This window comes from Polynucleobacter sp. MWH-Berg-3C6 (assembly GCF_018881855.1).
In the GTDB taxonomy this organism is placed as follows: domain Bacteria; phylum Pseudomonadota; class Gammaproteobacteria; order Burkholderiales; family Burkholderiaceae; genus Polynucleobacter.
Genome location: NZ_JACVPN010000001.1, coordinates 575,215 through 593,924 on the forward strand (window position 1 = coordinate 575,215; position 18,710 = coordinate 593,924).

Consider the following 18,710-nt stretch of genomic DNA (forward strand, 5'->3'; position numbering starts at 1 on the left):
ACTACTTAATCTAATTTTTAACTTTTGTATAAGAAATAAATAACATGACTGCACGTACTACCTGTAATAGCCTTCAAGTAGCAACACCCCTTTATCGTTTTATTGAAGACAAGGTTCTTCCAGGAGCTGGCATTAAGAGCGCTGATTTTTGGAAAGGTTTTGATGAGATTGTTAAGGACTTAACACCAAAAAACGAAGCTCTACTGGCAAAACGTGATCGCCTGCAGCTGGATTTAGATAAATGGCATCAGGCGAATCCAGGCCCAATCAAAGATATGCCTGCTTACCGCAAATTCTTGAAAGAAATTAGTTATATCGAGGATGTTCCCACTAAGATTAAGGCTACGACTCAAAATGTGGATGATGAGTTAGCCCTCCAAGCTGGCCCTCAGCTTGTTGTTCCCGTATTAAATGCGCGCTATGCCTTAAATGCTGCTAACGCTCGTTGGGGCTCTTTGTATGATGCTTTATATGGTACGGATGTTATTTCCGAAGAAGGCGGCGCTACTAAAGACGGTGTTTACAACCCTATTCGTGGTGCCAAGGTAGTTGTTTATGCACGTCAGTTTTTGGACCAGTCAGCCCCTTTGGCTAAAGCCTCCTACAGTGATGTAGTGGCATATAGCGTTGTAGATAAAAAACTGTCTGTGAAATTAAAAGACGGCAGCACTACTGGCTTAGTTGATGAAAAACAGTTTGTTGGTTACCAAGGCGATGCCTCTGCACCATCATCTGTTTTATTGCGCAATCACGGCATTCATATTGATATTCAAATTGATAAGACTAAAACGATTGGCGCTGCTGATCCAGCGGGAGTAAATGATGTTGTGCTTGAAGCTGCACTCTCAACCATTCTGGATTTAGAGGATTCAGTAGCGGTCGTTGACGGCGACGACAAAGTACTTGCCTATGAGAACTGGTTGGGCATTCTGAAGGGTACTTTGGTTGAAGAAGTGAGTAAGGGCGGCAAGACTTTTACTCGCACACTTAATGCAGACCGCAAATACACCGCAGGTATTGGCGCAGTTAATGCCAAAGATGGCGTCGTTACATTGCATGGCCGATCACTCCTGTTTCTGCGTAACGTTGGTCACCTGATGACTAACCCAGCCATTATTACTGGCGAAGGTAAGGAAATCTACGAAGGCATCTTAGATGCAGTAGTGACCGTGTTGATTGCTTTGTATGACATCAATCGTCCGGCAACTCAGGCTATTGGCAATACCCGTAAAGGCTCTGTCTATATTGTTAAGCCAAAAATGCATAGTGCAGAAGAAGTGGCATTTGCTAGCGAGCTCTTTGGACGCGTTGAGAAATTACTTGGTTTGCCCGAGAACACGGTCAAATTGGGCATCATGGATGAAGAGCGCCGTATGAGCGTCAATATTAAAGCTGCGATTGCTGCAGCTGGAGCTCGTGTTGCCTTTATTAATACTGGGTTCTTAGATCGTACTGGCGATGAAATGCATACCGGAATGTATGGCGGTGCCATGGTTCGTAAAGGTCGGATGAAGATTGCTAAATGGTTCGGAGCTTATGAGCGTCGTAACGTATTGGCAGGCTTAGATTGTGGTCTACGTGGTCGCGCACAGATTGGTAAGGGTATGTGGCCTGCACCAGATCTCATGAAGGAAATGGTTGAGCAAAAAGGCGCACATCCTCTAGCAGGAGCAAATACCGCTTGGGTGCCATCGCCTACTGCAGCTACGTTGCACGCAATGCACTATCACCAGGCTGATGTTGCAAAGATCCAAGAGGATATGGAGAAGCTAGATACTGCAGCTGAGTATGAGGCCTTAACTGATGACCTCTTGACTGTACCAATTGCGCTGTATCCTGATTGGACCAAAGAGGAGATCCGTGAATCCCTCAATAACAATTGCCAAGGTATTTTGGGTTATGTAGTTCGCTGGATTGATCAAGGCGTTGGTTGCTCTAAGGTGCCTGATATTTATAACGTTGGTTTAATGGAAGACCGTGCAACATTGCGCATTTCTAGTCAGCATATTGCCAATTGGTTGCTGCATAAATATGTCACCAAAGCGGAAGTTGAAGAAGCTTTGCAGCGGATGGCTACTATTGTTGACACGCAAAATGCCGGCGATCCACTCTACAAGCCAATGATGCCGAACTACAAAGATTCGTATGCCTTCCAAGCTGCAAGCGATCTAATCTTTAAGGGCCTTGAGCAGCCAAACGGTTATACCGAACCATTGCTGCATGCTTGGCGCTTGAAGGTTAAGCAGGCGCAAGCCAAGTAATCTGACGTGAGCCTCGCGCTAGAATGGATTTGTCGAGAGGCAAATCCATTTTTTATTTAATGCATCTACATGTTTAGCTTTCTAAATCCATTCTCCAGACCTCGAAAGACTTTCCCGTTGCAATTAAACGATGGCGGTAGGGAGCGGGCTGGTTTTAAGGGTGGGGCGGGTGACTGTGTGGTTAGATCGATTGCGATTGCTGCCAAGCTGCCCTATATGCAGGTCTATGAGGACCTCAGAGCTGCCAATCAAAACTATGCTGATCTCAAGAATGATCGCTTGGCTAAGCGCCTCAATAACAAGGGTTCTTCACCCCGTAATGGCAACTATCGTAATGTCTTTCACGATTACATCCTGGGCCTTGGATTTGAATGGGTTCCAACCATGAAGGTGGGGGCAGGCTGTCAAGTCCACCTGAGGCCTAATGAGCTTCCAGACGGGACATTAATTGTGAAGGTTTCCAAGCACTTAACTGCAATAGTTGATGGAGTTATTCAAGATACGCACAATCCATCAAGGGGTGGAAGTCGTTGCGTTTATGGCTATTACATTAAGAAATAAGCCCACAAAGACCCAAAAAATACAAATAAAAAAGCCCCGAAGCAGTGCTCAGGGCTTTTTGCCAATAATTGGCATAAAACAGTCAAATTTAACGATAAATCAGTAATAAATTACCAATTTCCGCTCATTTTGTGACTTTTCTGTTCCATTAGCTTGGCTTCAGCCCATGCAGCTGAAATCAGGGCAAAAAAGTCTCTGATTGCAAAGAAGGGCTTAGAACCAAAGCTGGAGCTTTGTGAAAAACTAACTGAGTTTGAATGTGCCATTTTAGGTCTCCTTAAGGGTATACCCTGATGATACACCTAATCCCACAAAAATGTTGCGAGGCAGCAAAAAACCTCTTTAAAGCTTCTTTGAGTGGTTTTTAACTCTATGTCTGCAAGTGGGTATGAGTTGTGTCAATCATGATGAAGGCTGCCCAAATTGGCACTTCTGTAATAAGGACCCTCTTAAAGAGTGCTGAGTTGGTAAATTGGTAGGTCTTTGTTGGCATCGTAAGATTGATAATGGCATGCGGCACCACTTAAATAGAGTATTCAGAAAACACAAGGAGATCTCATGATTCAATTTAAAAGACCTGATGGTTCTTCTGTAGAGGGCTATTTGGCAGAACCGGCTGATAAAGCTAATGCTCCGGGTGTGGTGGTTATTCAGGAATGGTGGGGGCTCGATGATGAGGTCAAGTCAGTGGCAGATCGTCTGGCTAAATCAGGTTACCGCGCCTTAGTTCCCGATCTCTATCGCGGCAAGCTAGCGCTCGAGGCAAATGAGGCTGAGCACTTAATGAATGGGTTGAATTTTGGTGATGCCGCTACCCAAGACATACGTGGCGCAGTTCAATTTTTGAAAGCAACCGGTAGCAAGAAGGTTGCTGTTACTGGATTTTGTATGGGCGGAGCCTTAACCATTCTCTCAGCATGCAATGTTCCCGAGCTTGATGGCACAGTTGTTTGGTATGGGTATCCTCCATTGGAGTATGTTGATGCCGCAGCCATTCAGAAACCGATGATGGCGCATTGGGCAATGCATGACGAGTTCTTTTCGATTGCAGGCGTAGACCAGTTAGAAGAGGAATTGAAACAGGCTGGTGCTAGCTATGACTTTTATCGCTACGATACTAAGCACGCCTTTGCTAATCCGAAGTCGGCCGTGCGCGGCTTACCTCCTCTGGAGTACAACGCCGAGGCTGCTAAGCTAGCCTGGGAGCGGACTATGGAGTTCTTTCAAAAGAGCCTAGCTTAACTATCTCATTAGACTTCACTATGCATTTGTTCTCCGAAAATCTCGCTGTAGAAATCGCCTCTTACTATCGTAATCTCGCCTTAGGGCATGGGGTAGTACCGAAGGTATTCACCCTGGTAAATGGGGAAGGGGATCAATTTCTATTTTTTATTGATGATCTGGGAATGGAGAAGGAGGAAGAGGATCAGTTCTTGGCATACATCGTTAAAGAACATGATGCTGTTTCCTATGCGCGTGGCACATTAGTCATTGTTGAAAAGAATCAGCAATACATCGAGTTTGCAGTGGTAGATCGTGATGATGAGGAAGCAATAGTTTGCTCCGCAGAGTTAACTCGAGATATGGATGACAAGCCAATTGCTCTTACGGAGTTTGAAAAAACTTTAGTAAAAAAGAGCTCGATTGTTTTTGGAAAGCTTTTTGAGTCAGTCAAGCTTTCAGAAGCAAAGCTAGAGGATTTTGAAAGTCTTTGGGATGAGATGAAGCCCAAAATTCTGCATCGTTCTATGGGAATCTAACGCAGTAAATGACACCATTGGGTTGATTGGGGATCTTGCAATCGATTGATTTAACCCCATATAAGGTCAAGTAGAAGTTTTTGGTGCCCAGGAAGGGACTCGAACCCCCACAACCTTACGATCGCCAGCACCTGAAGCTGGTGCGTCTACCAATTTCGCCACCTGGGCATGCCTCTATTATAGGGGGATGGCTTCTCCAGGGACTTTTCTGAGCCAATTTGGCTTTTTCCCTACAGACTCGATGGTTTGATACAGTAGGCTTATTCATAACAAAAATAGATATCAATAGATATATAGCAAGGGCATGTATTGCCGAAGGAATTAAATGCGTAAAGCAAAAGACTTGGTGCCACGTGAGGCTGACCGTTTAGGAACAGTCCAAGGCCACCGAGATGGATTTGGATTTGTAATCCCCGATGATGGTGGTGAAGATATTTTTCTCTCTGAGCGAGAGATGTCTCGTGTCATGCACGGCGATAGAGTTAATGTCAGAGTACTAGGAACCGATCGCCGTGGTCGCCCCGAAGGACAGATTGTTGAAGTTGTTCTACATGCAAATAAAGTGGTCATTGGCAGATTACTCAATGAGAATGGCGTATTGATTGTTGCGCCTGAAGATAATCGTATTGGCCATGACATCTTGATTCCCCCTAAGGGACAAGGCCAAGCAAAATTAGGTCAAGTAGTGAGCGTGGAGATCATTGACTACCCTGATAGCTATCGCCAAGCCGTAGGCCGTGTTGTAGAGGTCTTAGGTGAGATTGACGATCCCGGTATGGAGATTGAAATCGCTGTACGCAAGTACGGTGTGCCTCATGAGTTCTCAGCTGCCGCCATGAAAGAAGCTGCAGCACTGCCAGATTCTGTGCAACAGGAAGATTTAGAGGGTCGCGTTGATTTACGCGATATCCCTTTGGTCACCATTGATGGTGCTGATGCCAGAGACTTTGATGATGCGGTGTATTGCGAGCCCATCATGTACGGCAAGACCAAGGCTTGGCGTTTGATTGTGGGTATTGCTGATGTTTCGCATTACGTTAAACCAGGTCATCCATTGGATGATGAGGGTTTGCTTCGTGCTACTTCAGTCTATTTTCCAAGACGTGTCATTCCAATGCTCCCAGAGAAGATCTCGAATGGCCTTTGCTCCCTTAATCCTGGAGTAGATCGTCTCTGTATGGTCTGTGACTCTGTAGTGGATAACAATGGCATCGTGTTGGCCTATCAGTTCTACCCAGCGGTCATGCATTCTGCTCAGCGTTTCACTTATGACACGGTTTGGGAGATTTTGTCGAACAGCAAGGGACCTGAAGCTGCGCGTTTTGCTCAGTTCCGCCCATTACTAGGCAATCTCTACTCTCTCTACAAGATTCTCTTGGCAGCACGTGAGAAGCGGGGCGCCATTGAGTTCGAAACGACTGAGACTCAGATTATCAGTAATGAGCTTGGCAAGATCTTGCGCATTGAGCCGCGCTTGCGCAATGATGCACACCGCTTAATTGAGGAGTGCATGTTGACAGCAAACGTGTGTGCTGCTGACTTCATTGATAAAAATAAACACTTAAGTCTGTACCGAGTACATGGAGAGCCCTCTGAAGAGAAGTTGGTTACCTTGCGTCAAGTGCTCAGAACTTCAGGTCTTTCGCTGGACGGTGGTGAAAAACCAAAGCCACGTGATTTTGCAAAATTGATGCGCGAGATTAAAGATCGCCCTGATGCCAATATGTTGCAGTCCGTAGTATTGCGCTCTATGCAGCAGGCGATGTACCAGCCAGATAACGAAGGTCACTTTGGTTTAGCTTATCCAGCGTACTCGCATTTCACAAGCCCGATTCGCAGATATCCAGACTTGCTGACGCATCGCGTAATTAAGTCGATTCTGCAGAAAAAGCCATATGTTCCTGTATTACCTGCAACCGTTCCACTCAATCTCACACTGCCTCGCAAGGGCAAAGGACGTGAGAACGCAGTCAACGCCAAAAAATCCCATAGTGATGCCAAAGCTGGCGCTGCCAAAGGAACCAAAATACCAAAAGGCGCTAATGCTGCTTTGCCAATCTGGGGTCAATTGGGTGTTCACTGCTCTTCCAATGAGCGCCGTGCAGATGAGGCATCGCGTGATGTTGAGGCATGGCTCAAGTGCTATTACATGCGTGACCATTTGGGCCAAGAATATGCTGGCACCGTAACGAGCGTTGCTAACTTTGGATTATTTATTCAACTCGAGAATCTTTTTGTTGAAGGCATGGTTCACGTGACTGAGTTGGGTGGTGATTACTTCCAATATGACGAGGCTCGTCAAGAATTGCGTGGGGAAAGAACTGGGATTCGTTATCGCTTAGGCGATCGTTTGCATGTTCTAGTAAGCCGTGTTGATCTAGATGCTCGCAAGATTGAATTTAGTCTCGTGAAGTCGATGGGCGCAGAAGTAGGCGGTGCATCTAGTCGGCGTCAACTACTCTTGGCTACCGATACTGGCAGGCCTAATAAGAAGGCGGCTTCTAAGAAGAGCCGGCCCGCAAGCAAGGTTCCTCAAAAGCCTAGCGGCATTAATGTGAATGCCGCTAAGTCCGCAGGTAATTTGAGCGCCAACCAATCCAAGAGCAAGGCGGGTCGTAAGAATGGTAAATCGAAGCCTGGACGATCTGTTGGTAAACCAGCCGGCAGTAAGCCGCCGGTGCGAAGCACCAATGCGCGCCGCAAATAAAGAGTAAATAAAACAATGAAACAAATATTAGTTGGCTTTCATGCGGTTCAAGCGCGTTTACGCGTTGACCCTGATAGTTTGAAAGCGGTTTACTTTGATCCTAGTCGTCGCGATAGACGAATGGGTGATTTTTTAAAGCAGGCCGAAGAGATGTTGGGTGAACGCTTGCATGCTGCTGATGCTGAGCGTTTACATAAGCTTACTGGCCATGATCGTCACCAGGGCGTTGTTGCCTTGGCTGAAAAAATGACTGTAGCGCGCACTATTACTGAGGTGGTTGAAGATGCTGAGAGTGCTCAGAAGAAACCATTATTTCTAGTGTTAGATGGCGTGACTGATCCCCACAACTTTGGCGCTTGCCTCCGGGTTGCAGATGGTGCAGGAGTGGATGCAGTAGTGATTCCAAAAGATCGTTCGGCATCTATTAATGCAACCGTCAGTAAAGTATCGAGTGGCGCATCTGAAGTGATGCCCGTCATTACAGTGACTAACCTTGTGCGCAGCATGAAAGAGATGCAAGAAGCTGGCGTCTGGCTAGTGGGTACTGATGATGAAGCTGAGAAATCAATCTATGACCTCGACCTCACTAGTCCGATCGCAATAGTGATGGGCGCTGAGGGTGAGGGCATGCGTCGCCTTACTCGTGAAACCTGTGATGAGCTTGTGCGCATCCCAATGCAAGGCGTAGTGTCTAGTTTGAATGTTTCTGTAGCAAGTGGCGTTTGCTTGTATGAGGTATTAAGACAGCGCCTAGTAAAGGCAAGCAAAAGTCTTACTTAGCGAGTAAGACTTCTAGTTTTTCTGTATCAATACAGAAATTACGAATACCCTCAGCCAATTTCTCAGTCGCCATTGCATCATTATTGAGTTGTAGTCGGAAACTAGACTCATCTAGCTTGAGTGGCGATAGTTTTTCTGCATGAGCACTAGCTGCATCTAACTTTTTACTCACAGGCGCGTTGCTATTTTGTAGCTCTGCTAATAGTTCGGGGCTGATTGTGAGTAAGTCGCAGCCTGCAAGCTCTAGGATTTGACTGGTATTACGAAAGCTCGCACCCATAATCTCCGTAGCGATACCAAAGTGTTTGTAATAAGTAAATATTTTCTTCACGGAAGTCACGCCAGGGTCGTTAGCACCACCATGGCTAGCATCGTCCCAATTGGCTCCCAGCTTAGTCTTGTTCCAATCGGTAATGCGTCCCACAAACGGGGAGATCAACTTTGCATTTGCTGCGCCACAAGCTGCAGCCTGCACTAAAGAGAAGAGCAGAGTCATATTGCAATGAATTCCTGCCGCTTCTAATTCTTTTGCAGCGGCAATACCTTCCCACGTGCCTGCAAGCTTAATTAAAATCCGCTTGCGATCAATACCATGTGATTCATACAAGGAAATAATGTGCTTAGCTTTAGCAACCGTTGCCTTGGTATCAAAAGAGAGTCGGGCATCAACTTCAGTAGAAACACGTCCCGGAACAATTTTCAGAATCTCCAAACCAAATGCAACCAAGATATAGTCAACCAAGTCGGTAGGGCTCATACCAGGATGAGCATCTTTTACTGATTGCACCAGGGCTTGGTAATTACTCTGCTGAGCTGCCTTGAGAATGAGCGATGGATTGGTTGTTGCATCCTGCGGCTGAAATGCTTGCATGCGCTCAAAGTCACCCGTATCGGCAACGACCGTTGTGAGCTTTTTGAGTTGCTCAAGTTGGTTTGGGGCTGAAGAGGTGCTATTCATGGCTAGATTGGTCTCAATAAAAGGTCTGCTTGAGTGGGTGTCTTGTGATTATCATATGATAGATGCATTGACTAATCTGTTCCAGTAAAGGTGTTTGGCAGGCTTATGAACCAAGATCAACTTAAACAAATGGTAGGCGAGGCGGCGCGCGATGAAGTCTTAAAGCTGCCAGCAGGACAAATTTTAGGTGTTGGTACAGGCTCAACTGCTAACTGCTTTATTGATGCTTTGGCTCCGCATAAGGCTCATTTTGCAGGAACAGTATCGAGTTCTAACGCAACGACAGAGCGTTTGCTTAAACACGGCTTTCAGGTTTTAGATCCCAATGACGTAACTGGCTTACCTGCCTATGTAGATGGCGCTGATGAAATTGATCCAGCAGGCCATATGATCAAAGGCGGCGGCGGGGCGCTTACGCGAGAAAAAATTATCGCCTCTATGGCCAAGCAATTTATCTGCATTTGTGATTCCTCTAAGCAAGTGCCAGTGCTGGGCAATTTTGCACTTCCAGTAGAAATCATTCCTTTAGCAAAAGGTGTTGTCAGTAGGGAGTTGGAGAAATTTGGCGGCAAGGTCACGCTACGCTTGGCTAAAAGCACGCGCGCAGATTTAAATCAAACCCCAAGCGAGCCCTTTGTTACTGATAACGGCGGGTGGATACTGGATGTCGCAGGCTTAAAGATTGCAGACCCGATCAAGATGGAAGCGCAAATCAATCAAATCGCAGGCGTGATCACAGTAGGCTTATTTGCAAAAGAGAAGGCCAATATTTTATTGGTCAGTAACGCCTCTGGCGTTAGCCGCATCCCACTCTAGTTAGAAAGAGGGAATAAAAAACCCGACGGGGCTTCCCCATCGGGTTGATTGCCATGGATTGCATGGCGCAGGCGCTCGGAAGAGATTTGGTTCCTTAGCCTATGAGCATATAGATATGCTCATTTCTGAGTGGCTTTCGCCAATGTAGTGGGACACAAAATCTGTCTCACCACGATTACATCCTATGCCTGCAAATTTAGAGTGTCAACAGCTGGAAACAATTTTTATGAATTTATTTATGCTGTCCCGCAGCAAGCCAGGTAATGCTATTTATTCGGCCGGTGGAACGTAGCCTTGTGCCATATCTGCGCCACCTTCAAAGAAGTATTTTTCAACTTGCTTGAGAAGGTACTGACGAGCGCGGGGGTCTGCCATATTGAGGCGGTTTTCGTTAATCAGCATAGTTTGATGCTTTAACCATGCAGCCCAGGCTTCTTTAGATACTTGATTCCAAATCTTTTTTCCAAGCTCACCAGGAAGTGGGGCGAAATCCATTCCTTCAGACTCTTTATTGAGCTTGATACATTGAACCATGCGTGCCATCTGTAATGCCTTTCTTATAAATCTTTAGTTAAAACCATGGACTTGCGGTCCCAGTTATAAATTTGTTTTCTTTCTTCAGGCAAGTCATCAACCGTTGCCCGCTTAAAGCCACGCTTTAAGAACCAATGCTCTGTTCTGGTCGTGAGAACAAATAATTTTTTGATGCCTTCTTGCTTGGCGCGCATCTCAACACGCTTGAGAAGGCGCTCACCGTCGCCTGATCCTTGGACGTCTGGATCAACCGCCAGGCATGCAAGCTCGCCAACCCCATTGGGGAATGGGAAGAGGGCAGCACAGCCGAAGAGAACGCGGTCATGCTCGATGACGGAGAAGCGCTGAATATCGCGCTCAATGACATCTTGTCCGCGAGCAGCTAAGATACCCTCTTCTTCAAGCGGCATCGTCAACTGCAAAATACCGCCCACATCATCCTGATTAGCTTCCCGCAAGTTCTCAATATCGGAAGAGGCGAGCATCATGCCAATACCGTCATGGGTAAATAGCTCTTCCAATAAAGCGCCATCTTGATTACATGGTAGGAAGTGAACACGACTCACACCTGCTCTGATAGCTCTACCAGAGATATTGAGAAGACTCTTCATGCCAAGATCTAACTCTTTGTTGCCTGCCATATAGTCCTGTAATTGTGGCAAAGAGAGTTCAGTAATGAAATCACCTTCAGCATCCTTCAATCCCGCATAAGGACTTAAGAAGATCAACTTATCAGCCTTCAGGGCGGCGGCAGTAGAAGCAGCCACATCTTCATAGGCGAGATTAAATGCTTGCCCAGTAGGCGAGAAGCCTAAGGGTGAGAGCAAGACAATCTTATTGCTGTCCAAAGAGAGCTTAATAGAAGTCGAATCTACTTTCCGCACCAAACCGGTATGGATGTAATCAATGCCTTCAACAACGCCTACCGGCATCGCAGTAATAAAATTACCTGAGATCACAGAAATACGTGAGCCTGCCATTGGCGTGTTTGGTAAACCACGACTAAAGGCAGCCTCGATATCAAGACGCAATTCACCCGCAGCTTCTTTGACGCACTCCAGAGCAGCAGCATCGGTAATCCGATAGCTATGCATTGCACTCTTACCAAATTTACTCTTGATCTTACGTAAGGTGAGCTGTTCTTCAATTTGTGGGCGAATACCATGTACCAAAACAATGCGCATACCCATGGCATGCAACATCGCAATATCCTCAATCAGATTCTCAAGGCCAATTTCCTGGACGAGCTCACCAGCAAAAGCAATAACAAAGGTCTTTTCACGGAAGCTATGAATGTAGGGCGCAACATCGCGCAACCACCCTACAAAGGGGAAGTTGGAGGTGGATTCTTCGGCGTTTGAGGCCTGATTCGGTGCATTTGTTGGCATAGTGAGAAAATTATAGGGTGCAAGAGCCCATAAACCAACAAAAACCCAAAGCAATGCCAAAGCCTGTGCCTGCTTCCAACACCTCCCGCAGGCTGGAGATCCGCTTTCCCGAAGAATTGCCAGTTTCCGGCCAAAGGCAAATCATCAAGGATGCCTTGCAAGCCCACCAGGTGGTGATTGTTTGCGGAGAGACGGGTTCGGGTAAGACCACTCAGCTGCCGAAGATCTGTTTAGACCTCGGTAGAGGCACCATCAACGGCGGCAAGTTGATTGGCCATACCCAACCTCGCCGAATAGCGGCTACTGCCACAGCCAAGAGAATTGCTCAAGAGCTAGGCTCCTCCATCGGCCAAGATGTTGGCTACCAAGTACGTTTCGCAGATAAGACAAGCAATACCGCTTCGATCAAGCTCATGACCGATGGCATCTTGTTGGTAGAGACGCAGCGCGATCCTCAGCTCAAAGCCTATGACACGCTCATCATTGACGAGGCCCACGAGCGCAGCTTGAATATTGATTTTCTGCTCGGTTATCTTAGGCAGCTGCTTCCAAAAAGGCCCGATCTCAAGCTGATCATTACTTCAGCCACGATTGATGCCCAACGTTTTGCGGAGCACTTTGCAATCAATGGCAAGGTAGCACCAGTAATTGAGGTTAGTGGCCGACTCTTTCCAGTAGAGCAGCGGTATTCACCACTAGAACCCGACGCTAAGCCGGATGGGAAAAAGGAATCTAAAGCAGCAAAAGAAATTCCGGATGCAGTTGCAGAAGAAATCGCCAATGTTTGGCGCGAGGGTGCATCAGGCGCCGGAGACGTATTGGTATTTCTGCCAGGGGAGCGCGAAATTCGGGACTGCGCAAAAGCACTTCGTAAAGATCATGTATTACAACAACGCTTTCACCCAGAAATTCTCAGTTTATTTGCGCGCCAATCGGTAGCGGAGCAAGAAAGAGTCTTTAGTCCAGGCAATGGCCGTCGCATCATTCTGACAACCAACGTTGCTGAGACTTCTTTAACCGTTCCCAATATCCGGTACGTGATTGATAGTGGCTTAGCAAGAGTCAAGCGCTACTCCTATCGCAATAAGGTGGAGCAACTACAGATTGAGCCGATCTCGCAGGCGGCTGCTAATCAAAGGGCGGGGCGTTGCGGCCGTGTATCCGATGGTATTTGTATTCGTCTATATAGCGAGCTTGACTATCAAAGCCGTCCTAAATTTACCGACCCAGAAATTCTTAGGAGCTCATTAGCAGCAGTCCTATTACGCATGAGTTCACTGCGTTTGCCCAAGATTCAACATTTCCCATTTATTGATAAGCCCTTAGGTAGAGCAATTACGGATGGTGTACAACTACTTGATGAGTTGGGCGCGATTGAGTTTGATGAATCAGATGCTGCCGATGGCAAAGACATAAACAATAGCTTTAAGCTCACAGCAATTGGTAAACAGCTGGCAGACTTACCACTAGATCCCCGAATTGGCAGGATGTTATTGGCAGCAAAAGAGCAGAACGCCTTAAAAGAGGTCACGATTATTGCTTCGGCTTTGGCAACCCAAGATCCAAGAGAGCGACCCATGGATCAGGGCGCAGCAGCTGACCAAGCCCATCTACAGTTTGCCGATGAGCGTTCTGAGTTTCTGAGTTTTGTAAAGCTTTGGAATTGGTATCAAGATGCCCTGCAACACAAACATAGCAATCGCCAATTAGAAAATTTATGTAGAAGTAAATTCTTATCACCACGACGCTTGCGAGAGTGGCGTGACGTACATGGCCAACTGCACACCATGCTGGCTGAAAAGGGCTGGAAAGAAAATGGACTTGCAGCCACTTATGAACAAGTCCATTTGTCACTCTTAACGGGCTTACTGGGTTATGTCGCCAAAAAAGAAGAGGATGAAAAGTCGCAAGATCGCAATAGTAAGACTGGCGGCTATGTCGGTGCCCGCGGGATTCGGCCATTTATCTGGCCAGGCTCAACGATTGGTAAAAAAGCTGGCGCCTGGATACTAGCGGGGGAGTTGCAAGAAACCAATCGTATGTATGCACGCACGATTGCCAAGATTGAGCCGCAGTGGGTTGAGAAGGTTGCGGCTCATCGCCTTATTAAATCCTTAAGCGATCCATTTTGGGATAACCGTCAGGGCGAGGTCTTAGCTTTTGAGCGTGGCACCTTATACGGGTTGCCCATCTATCACGGTCGACGAGTACGCTACGAGCCTCATAACCCAGAAGAAGCAAGAGAATTGTTTATCAGCCAAGCTCTAGTTCAGGAAGAAATGTTCGGGCGCATGGAGACACCAGCCCTCTATCGCGAAACTGAGGCGGATGCCAAGAGAAAGCATCCTGGTCTATTTGGATTTTTCTGGCATAACTGCCGTCTGATTAAAGAAATCGAGGCGTTGGAGCATCGTTCACGTCGTCCTGATGTGCTGGTCGACGATGATTTGCTGTTTGCTTTTTATGACTCACGTATTCCAAAAGAAGTTTGTAATCGCGAAGGTCTGAAGGCATGGCTAAAGAAAGAGTCTGACCTAGATAGTCAGTTAAGACTAGAAAAAGCCGACCTCATGCGCCATGAGGCCGCTGGTATTACGGTTGACCGTTATCCCAAGAAGATGATGGTGGGCGGTGCCGAGCTTAACCTGACTTATCACTTTGAACCTGGTAGCCCTAAAGATGGGGTGACTCTAGTAGTGCCGCTGACGCAACTCAATCAAGTAGATGGTCGCCGTTGTGAATGGTTGGTTCCGGGTATGTGCGAAGAGAAAGTGTTGCTACTACTGAAATCACTGCCGCAAAAATTACGCCGTCATTGTGTGCCACTGCCAGATTATGCAAAGTCGTTTCTGGAGCGTAAGCTAGAAGAAAAACAATTTGGAGCAGGAGACTTTTTAGATAGCTTAATTAGTGATATTCGAAAAGAGCGTGGTTTAGAAATCAAACGGACTGACTTTAGGCCTGAGTCACTTCCTTTGCATTCATCAATGAACTTTAGATTGATTGATGAGCATGGTCGTCAATTAGAAGTCGAAAGAAATCTCGCTCGCTTGCGTTCTGAATATGGAGAGACTGCCCGTAGCGCATTCCAGGCCATTGCCCAAGAGACTGCCCAAGCTGAGTTAGGGGTTGAGCCACCTAGGGCGGCTAGCGCTAAGCCTGATGAGAAGGCCCGCACAGTCGAGCAGGGCGGCTATCGCTCCTGGGAGTTTGGAGAGCTGCCAGAAACTCTGGAAATTCAGAAAGGGAATAAAACCTTATTCGGCTATCCTGCGTTGGTAGATCGTGGCGATTACTGTGATCTGGAAGTATTCGATGATTTATTAGAAGCCAGAAAGCAGCATCACTTAGGATTACGTCGCCTCTTTGCACTGAGTAATAAAGACACGCTCAAGGCCCTGCAAAAACAATTGCCCGGCATTCGAGAGTTGGGATTGCTTTTTATTAATGTAGGCTCGGTAGAGGGATTGCTTGAGCAGATTCTCAATCTTGCACTTGAGCGTGCATTTATGGCGGAATCGCTACCAGTGAATGCTGAGCAATTTTCTGAGCGATTACAAGCCGGTAAGCCGCGATTAGCACTGATTGCTCAAGAGATTTCACGTCATAGCTTAAATGCCTTGCAAGCCTATGCAGATCTACAGAAAAAGATGGCTAGCGCAAAAGCAGCATCACCTACTGCTTATGCAGATATGCAAGCGCAAATGCAGGGATTGATATTCTCCAAGTTTGTTGCTGAGACTCCATATTCACAGCTAGTTCACTTACCGCGCTATTTAAAAGCGATTGCTATGAGGATTGATAAGTTGCGCTCCAATCCAAGTCGTGATGCGCAATGTCAAAAAGACTGGGAATCAGTCGCAAGACCTTGGCAAAAATTGTTACAAGGAAGTAAAGGTTCGGCCTCTTATGCCATGATCGAGGACCAGGCCTTGCAGGATTTCCGGTGGCAGCTGGAGGAGCTGAGGGTGGCTTTATATGCTCAAGAGCTCAAAACCCCAACCCCAATGTCCTTAAAGCGACTAGAAAAGGTTTTAGCCAGCTTGCGCTAAGTCAAATCCACCAAGCTTTCGAGGTCTTTCTCCAGACTCTCATTGCTTACAATAGGGGGATGCACACATTTATTACAACTAGAGGTTTTCGCAATATTGCTACCTCTTCTATATTTAGCTTACTTTTAGTAAACCTTGCGATTGCGCAAACTACCAGCACTCCAAGTGCATCGACGGCCAATCAGCCAAAGCTGGCAGTCATTCTCAATTCAGGTGAAGCCTCTGTCAGTTTGATTGATATGCCAAGCCGTCAAGTTATTAAGACGGTCAACGTTGGCAAGGAACCTCATCACCTCATGATGACTCCTGACCAAAAAACCTTAATAATTGCAAATGCAATGGGAAATGACGTTGTACTCATGAACCCAACTACAGGTGAGTTGACTGGCAGAATTCCGAACATCATCGACCCTTATCAAATTGGCTACTCTCCAAATCACAAATGGTTCGTAGCAAATGGCAATCGTTTAGATCGTGTAGATATCTATGCTGCAAATGGGGCTGATCTGAAGCTTGCCAAAACTGTGAAGTTGGCAAAGACACCAAGCCATATTGCTTTTACAGCGGATAGCAAAATTGCCTTTATTACTTTGCAAGACTCTAACGAGCTCGCAGCAATTGACTTAGATACCCAAAATGTACTTTGGGTAATGCCTACCGGCAAGGTTCCTGCTGGTTTATGGATGACTCCCGGAGATCAGTACCTTTTGGTCGGCATTACTGGTGAAGACTATGTTCAAGTGATTGATTGGAAGAATCGCAAAGAGGTCAAGCGTATTCCAACAGGTAAGGGCGCCCATAACTTCCGTCCGCTGGGCGATAAGAAGCATGTCTTTGTGAGTAATCGCATTGCATCATCCATCAGCTTGATAAATATGCAAACCTTGGAGAAGGTTGGTGACATTACTGGTCTGCCTGCTGGCCCTGATGACATGGAAATTACTCCTGATGGTAAGACTTTGTGGGTCACTTTACGCTTTTCAAAGAAAGTGGGTGTAATTGATATCCCTTCGATGAAATTAATGACGGTGATTCCAGTTGGTAAATCACCTCATGGCGTGTTCTTTTATCCCAGAGCTTCTTGGGACTAATATTTGCCATGAAGTGCAAACAACTTACCCACTTAACAGCGGCATTCATACTCGGCTGTTTTGTATTAAGTGCACATGCCCAAACTTCAGCTTGCAATAAAACGGTTTATCTGACATTTGATACAGGCAATATGGCTGTTGCGGAAAAAGTTGCTGAGATATTGAAGCGACACGATATCAAAGCTACTTTTTTTCTATCCAATGAAAAGACCTTCCGAGGTGACTTCGCTCTAGATGATTCCTGGAAATCCTATTGGCAGGAACGGCTTAAAGAGGGGCATCACTTTGGTAGCCATACTTACGATCACACCTATTTTGTAAAAGATGGCCCTAAAGGCGAAGTCTTTGAAAAACCCCAATTTGGGCCTAAAGCAGGTCAGACCATTCTGTATAACGAAGCGACTATGTGTAAAGAGATTCGCAGAGTGGATCAACGTTTTGTAGAGTTAACTGGACACCCTTTGCAAAAGATCTGGCGTGCTCCAGGTGGCAAAACTTCGCCGACTTTGGTTCGGATGGGTGATATGTGTGGCTATCAACACTTTGGGTGGGCGCCAGCTGGGTTTTTGGGGGATGAGCTGAATTCTGATAAATATCCTAATAGCCATCTTTTAGAAAAAGCCAGTCGCGAGATCAAAGATGGTGATATCACTATGGCCCACCTCGGCATTTGGTCTAGAAAGGATCCTTGGGCTCCTTCAGTACTAGAGCAGTTAATCCTGAACCTCAAGGGGCGCGGCTTTTGCTTCGGCACTTTGCCTAAGGCAAACAAAAATTTGGCAGATCAGTCAAAATAAAGCATGGACCTGAGTTTTATCACTTCAACAATCTCCAGCGCTTACGGTAGTGTGCAGGAGTTTCTCTTTGCCAAGATTGTGGGACCACTTCTGTATCAATTTGATTTGATGTCTTGGGCAGAAGATGTCTTTGATGGCATGGATTGGTTTTTATTTGGCTGCATTCAGATTTTTCTAATCATTACTGTCCTCAGAACCTGGGAGCGAGTAGCCCCCGCAGAGACCCAGGAGCGTTTTGCTAAGACGAGCAGGGCGGATGTGGCTTATACCTTATTCCATCGTCTAGGAATCTTTCATGGCTTAGTCTTTATTGCGTTGTCCGGACTATTTTTTCAGATTGATTCGGTTTTGCACGATTTTCGCTTTGACCGCTTGAATGTGGAGTCTTGGTGGCCAGGAGTGACCTCCATTCCTATGGTGAGTTTCTTGGTTTACTTGATTCTCTTGGATCTTGTGGGCTATCTCTATCATCGTGCCTCGCATACTTTTAACTGGTGGTGGCAGTTGCATGCACTACATCACAGTCAAACTGTCATGACTGCCTGGTCTGATAATCGAAATCACATCCTAGATGACATTATGGATGCGGCGGTAACGGCATTTTTTGCGCTTCTGTTTGGCGTCTCCCCAGGCCAATTCATTATCTTGATTGCATTAAGTCAATTTATACAGAGCTGGCAACATGCCAATATCAAAGTCCATTTAGGCAGGGCGCAATATCTCTTGATATCACCTATGTTTCATCGCATGCATCATGCGGTAGGGTATGGCCATGAAGCGCAAGGTAAGCCTGGTGTATTGGGCGGTTGTAATTTTGGTATTTTGTTTCCGTGGTGGGATATGTTGTTTAAAACAGCCATCTTCCCCAAAGAGGTCTATCCTACAGGTGTCAGAAACTTAAAGGTGTCGCACAATATTTTGACTCAGCAGTGGCAAGGTCTGGTGCACTCAGTTAAAGAGTTCATGCCAAAGTAAATCAATGAAGTCAGGCATGCGAAGTGGCAT

At 46.4% G+C, this 18,710-nt stretch carries 14 protein-coding genes and 1 tRNA gene; 11 read left to right on the forward strand and 4 right to left on the reverse strand.

All coding sequences use genetic code 11. The annotated features are described in order from the left end of the window. The first annotated feature begins 44 nt into the window (after nt 1-44). From ICN13_RS03005 to ICN13_RS03020, 4 genes are all read left to right on the forward strand, one after another. Nucleotides 45-2,261, forward strand: a complete 2,217-nt coding sequence (locus ICN13_RS03005) for a malate synthase G (RefSeq protein ID WP_216138900.1) — start codon at nt 45-47, stop codon at nt 2,259-2,261. Between the two features lie 117 nt (nt 2,262-2,378). Continuing rightward, nucleotides 2,379-2,822, forward strand: a complete 444-nt coding sequence (locus tag ICN13_RS03010; RefSeq protein ID WP_255534009.1) for a hypothetical protein — start codon at nt 2,379-2,381, stop codon at nt 2,820-2,822. 558 nt (nt 2,823-3,380) lie between these two features. Next, entirely contained in the window at nt 3,381-4,064 is a 684-nt protein-coding gene (locus ICN13_RS03015; RefSeq protein WP_216138902.1) for a dienelactone hydrolase family protein, read from the forward strand. A gap of 20 nt (nt 4,065-4,084) precedes the next feature. Next, entirely contained in the window at nt 4,085-4,582 is a 498-nt protein-coding gene (locus ICN13_RS03020; protein ID WP_216138903.1) for a hypothetical protein, read from the forward strand. Between the two features lie 81 nt (nt 4,583-4,663). On the opposite strand, the gene ICN13_RS03025 is transcribed toward ICN13_RS03020, so the two are convergent. Then, nucleotides 4,664-4,750: transfer RNA gene (locus ICN13_RS03025), tRNA-Leu, on the reverse strand. 157 nt (nt 4,751-4,907) lie between these two features. Between ICN13_RS03025 and rnr the strand changes: the two genes are divergently transcribed. Further along, on the forward strand, nt 4,908-7,289 hold the full coding sequence (gene rnr / locus ICN13_RS03030) for a ribonuclease R (protein WP_216138904.1): 2,382 nt from the start codon (nt 4,908-4,910) through the stop codon (nt 7,287-7,289). Between the two features lie 15 nt (nt 7,290-7,304). Further along, nucleotides 7,305-8,069 carry a 23S rRNA (guanosine(2251)-2'-O)-methyltransferase RlmB gene (gene rlmB, locus ICN13_RS03035; protein WP_216138905.1) on the forward strand — a complete coding sequence of 255 codons (765 nt, stop codon included), beginning with the start codon at nt 7,305-7,307 and terminating at the stop codon, nt 8,067-8,069. Here rlmB and tal read toward each other — a convergent pair. Continuing rightward, a complete protein-coding gene (gene tal / locus ICN13_RS03040) occupies nt 8,062-9,027 on the reverse strand; it encodes a transaldolase (RefSeq protein WP_216138906.1) in 966 nt (321 codons plus the stop codon). The two genes, rlmB and tal, sit on opposite strands and share 8 nt — an antisense overlap. Before the next feature lie 105 nt (nt 9,028-9,132). On the opposite strand from tal, the gene rpiA reads away from it, so the two are divergent. Beyond that, entirely contained in the window at nt 9,133-9,843 is a 711-nt protein-coding gene (gene rpiA, locus ICN13_RS03045) for a ribose-5-phosphate isomerase RpiA (protein WP_216138907.1), read from the forward strand. A gap of 270 nt (nt 9,844-10,113) precedes the next feature. Here the strand turns inward: rpiA and ICN13_RS03050 are convergent, their stop codons facing one another. After that, nucleotides 10,114-10,386: an oxidative damage protection protein gene (locus tag ICN13_RS03050; protein WP_087909789.1), complete on the reverse strand. Its 273-nt coding sequence runs from the start codon at nt 10,384-10,386 to the stop codon at nt 10,114-10,116. A gap of 14 nt (nt 10,387-10,400) precedes the next feature. Continuing rightward, entirely contained in the window at nt 10,401-11,765 is a 1,365-nt protein-coding gene (argA, locus tag ICN13_RS03055) for an amino-acid N-acetyltransferase (protein ID WP_216138908.1), read from the reverse strand. Between the two features lie 53 nt (nt 11,766-11,818). On the opposite strand from argA, the gene hrpA reads away from it, so the two are divergent. Genes hrpA through ICN13_RS03075 form a run of 4 tightly spaced genes read left to right on the forward strand, consistent with a single transcriptional unit; the run spans nt 11,819 to nt 18,680 of the window. Next, on the forward strand, nt 11,819-15,817 hold the full coding sequence (hrpA, locus tag ICN13_RS03060; protein WP_216863985.1) for an ATP-dependent RNA helicase HrpA: 3,999 nt from the start codon (nt 11,819-11,821) through the stop codon (nt 15,815-15,817). Nucleotides 15,818-15,876: 59 nt separating this feature from the next. Then, nucleotides 15,877-16,908 carry a YncE family protein gene (locus ICN13_RS03065; RefSeq protein WP_255534010.1) on the forward strand — a complete coding sequence of 344 codons (1,032 nt, stop codon included), beginning with the start codon at nt 15,877-15,879 and terminating at the stop codon, nt 16,906-16,908. Between the two features lie 8 nt (nt 16,909-16,916). After that, the gene (locus ICN13_RS03070; protein ID WP_216138909.1) at nt 16,917-17,705 is read left to right on the forward strand and encodes a polysaccharide deacetylase family protein; all 789 of its coding nucleotides are present in this window, start codon (nt 16,917-16,919) and stop codon (nt 17,703-17,705) included. Nucleotides 17,706-17,708: 3 nt separating this feature from the next. Next, complete coding sequence (locus ICN13_RS03075; protein WP_216138910.1) at nt 17,709-18,680, forward strand: sterol desaturase family protein; 972 nt, start codon at nt 17,709-17,711, stop codon at nt 18,678-18,680. Nucleotides 18,681-18,710: the final 30 nt, after the last annotated feature.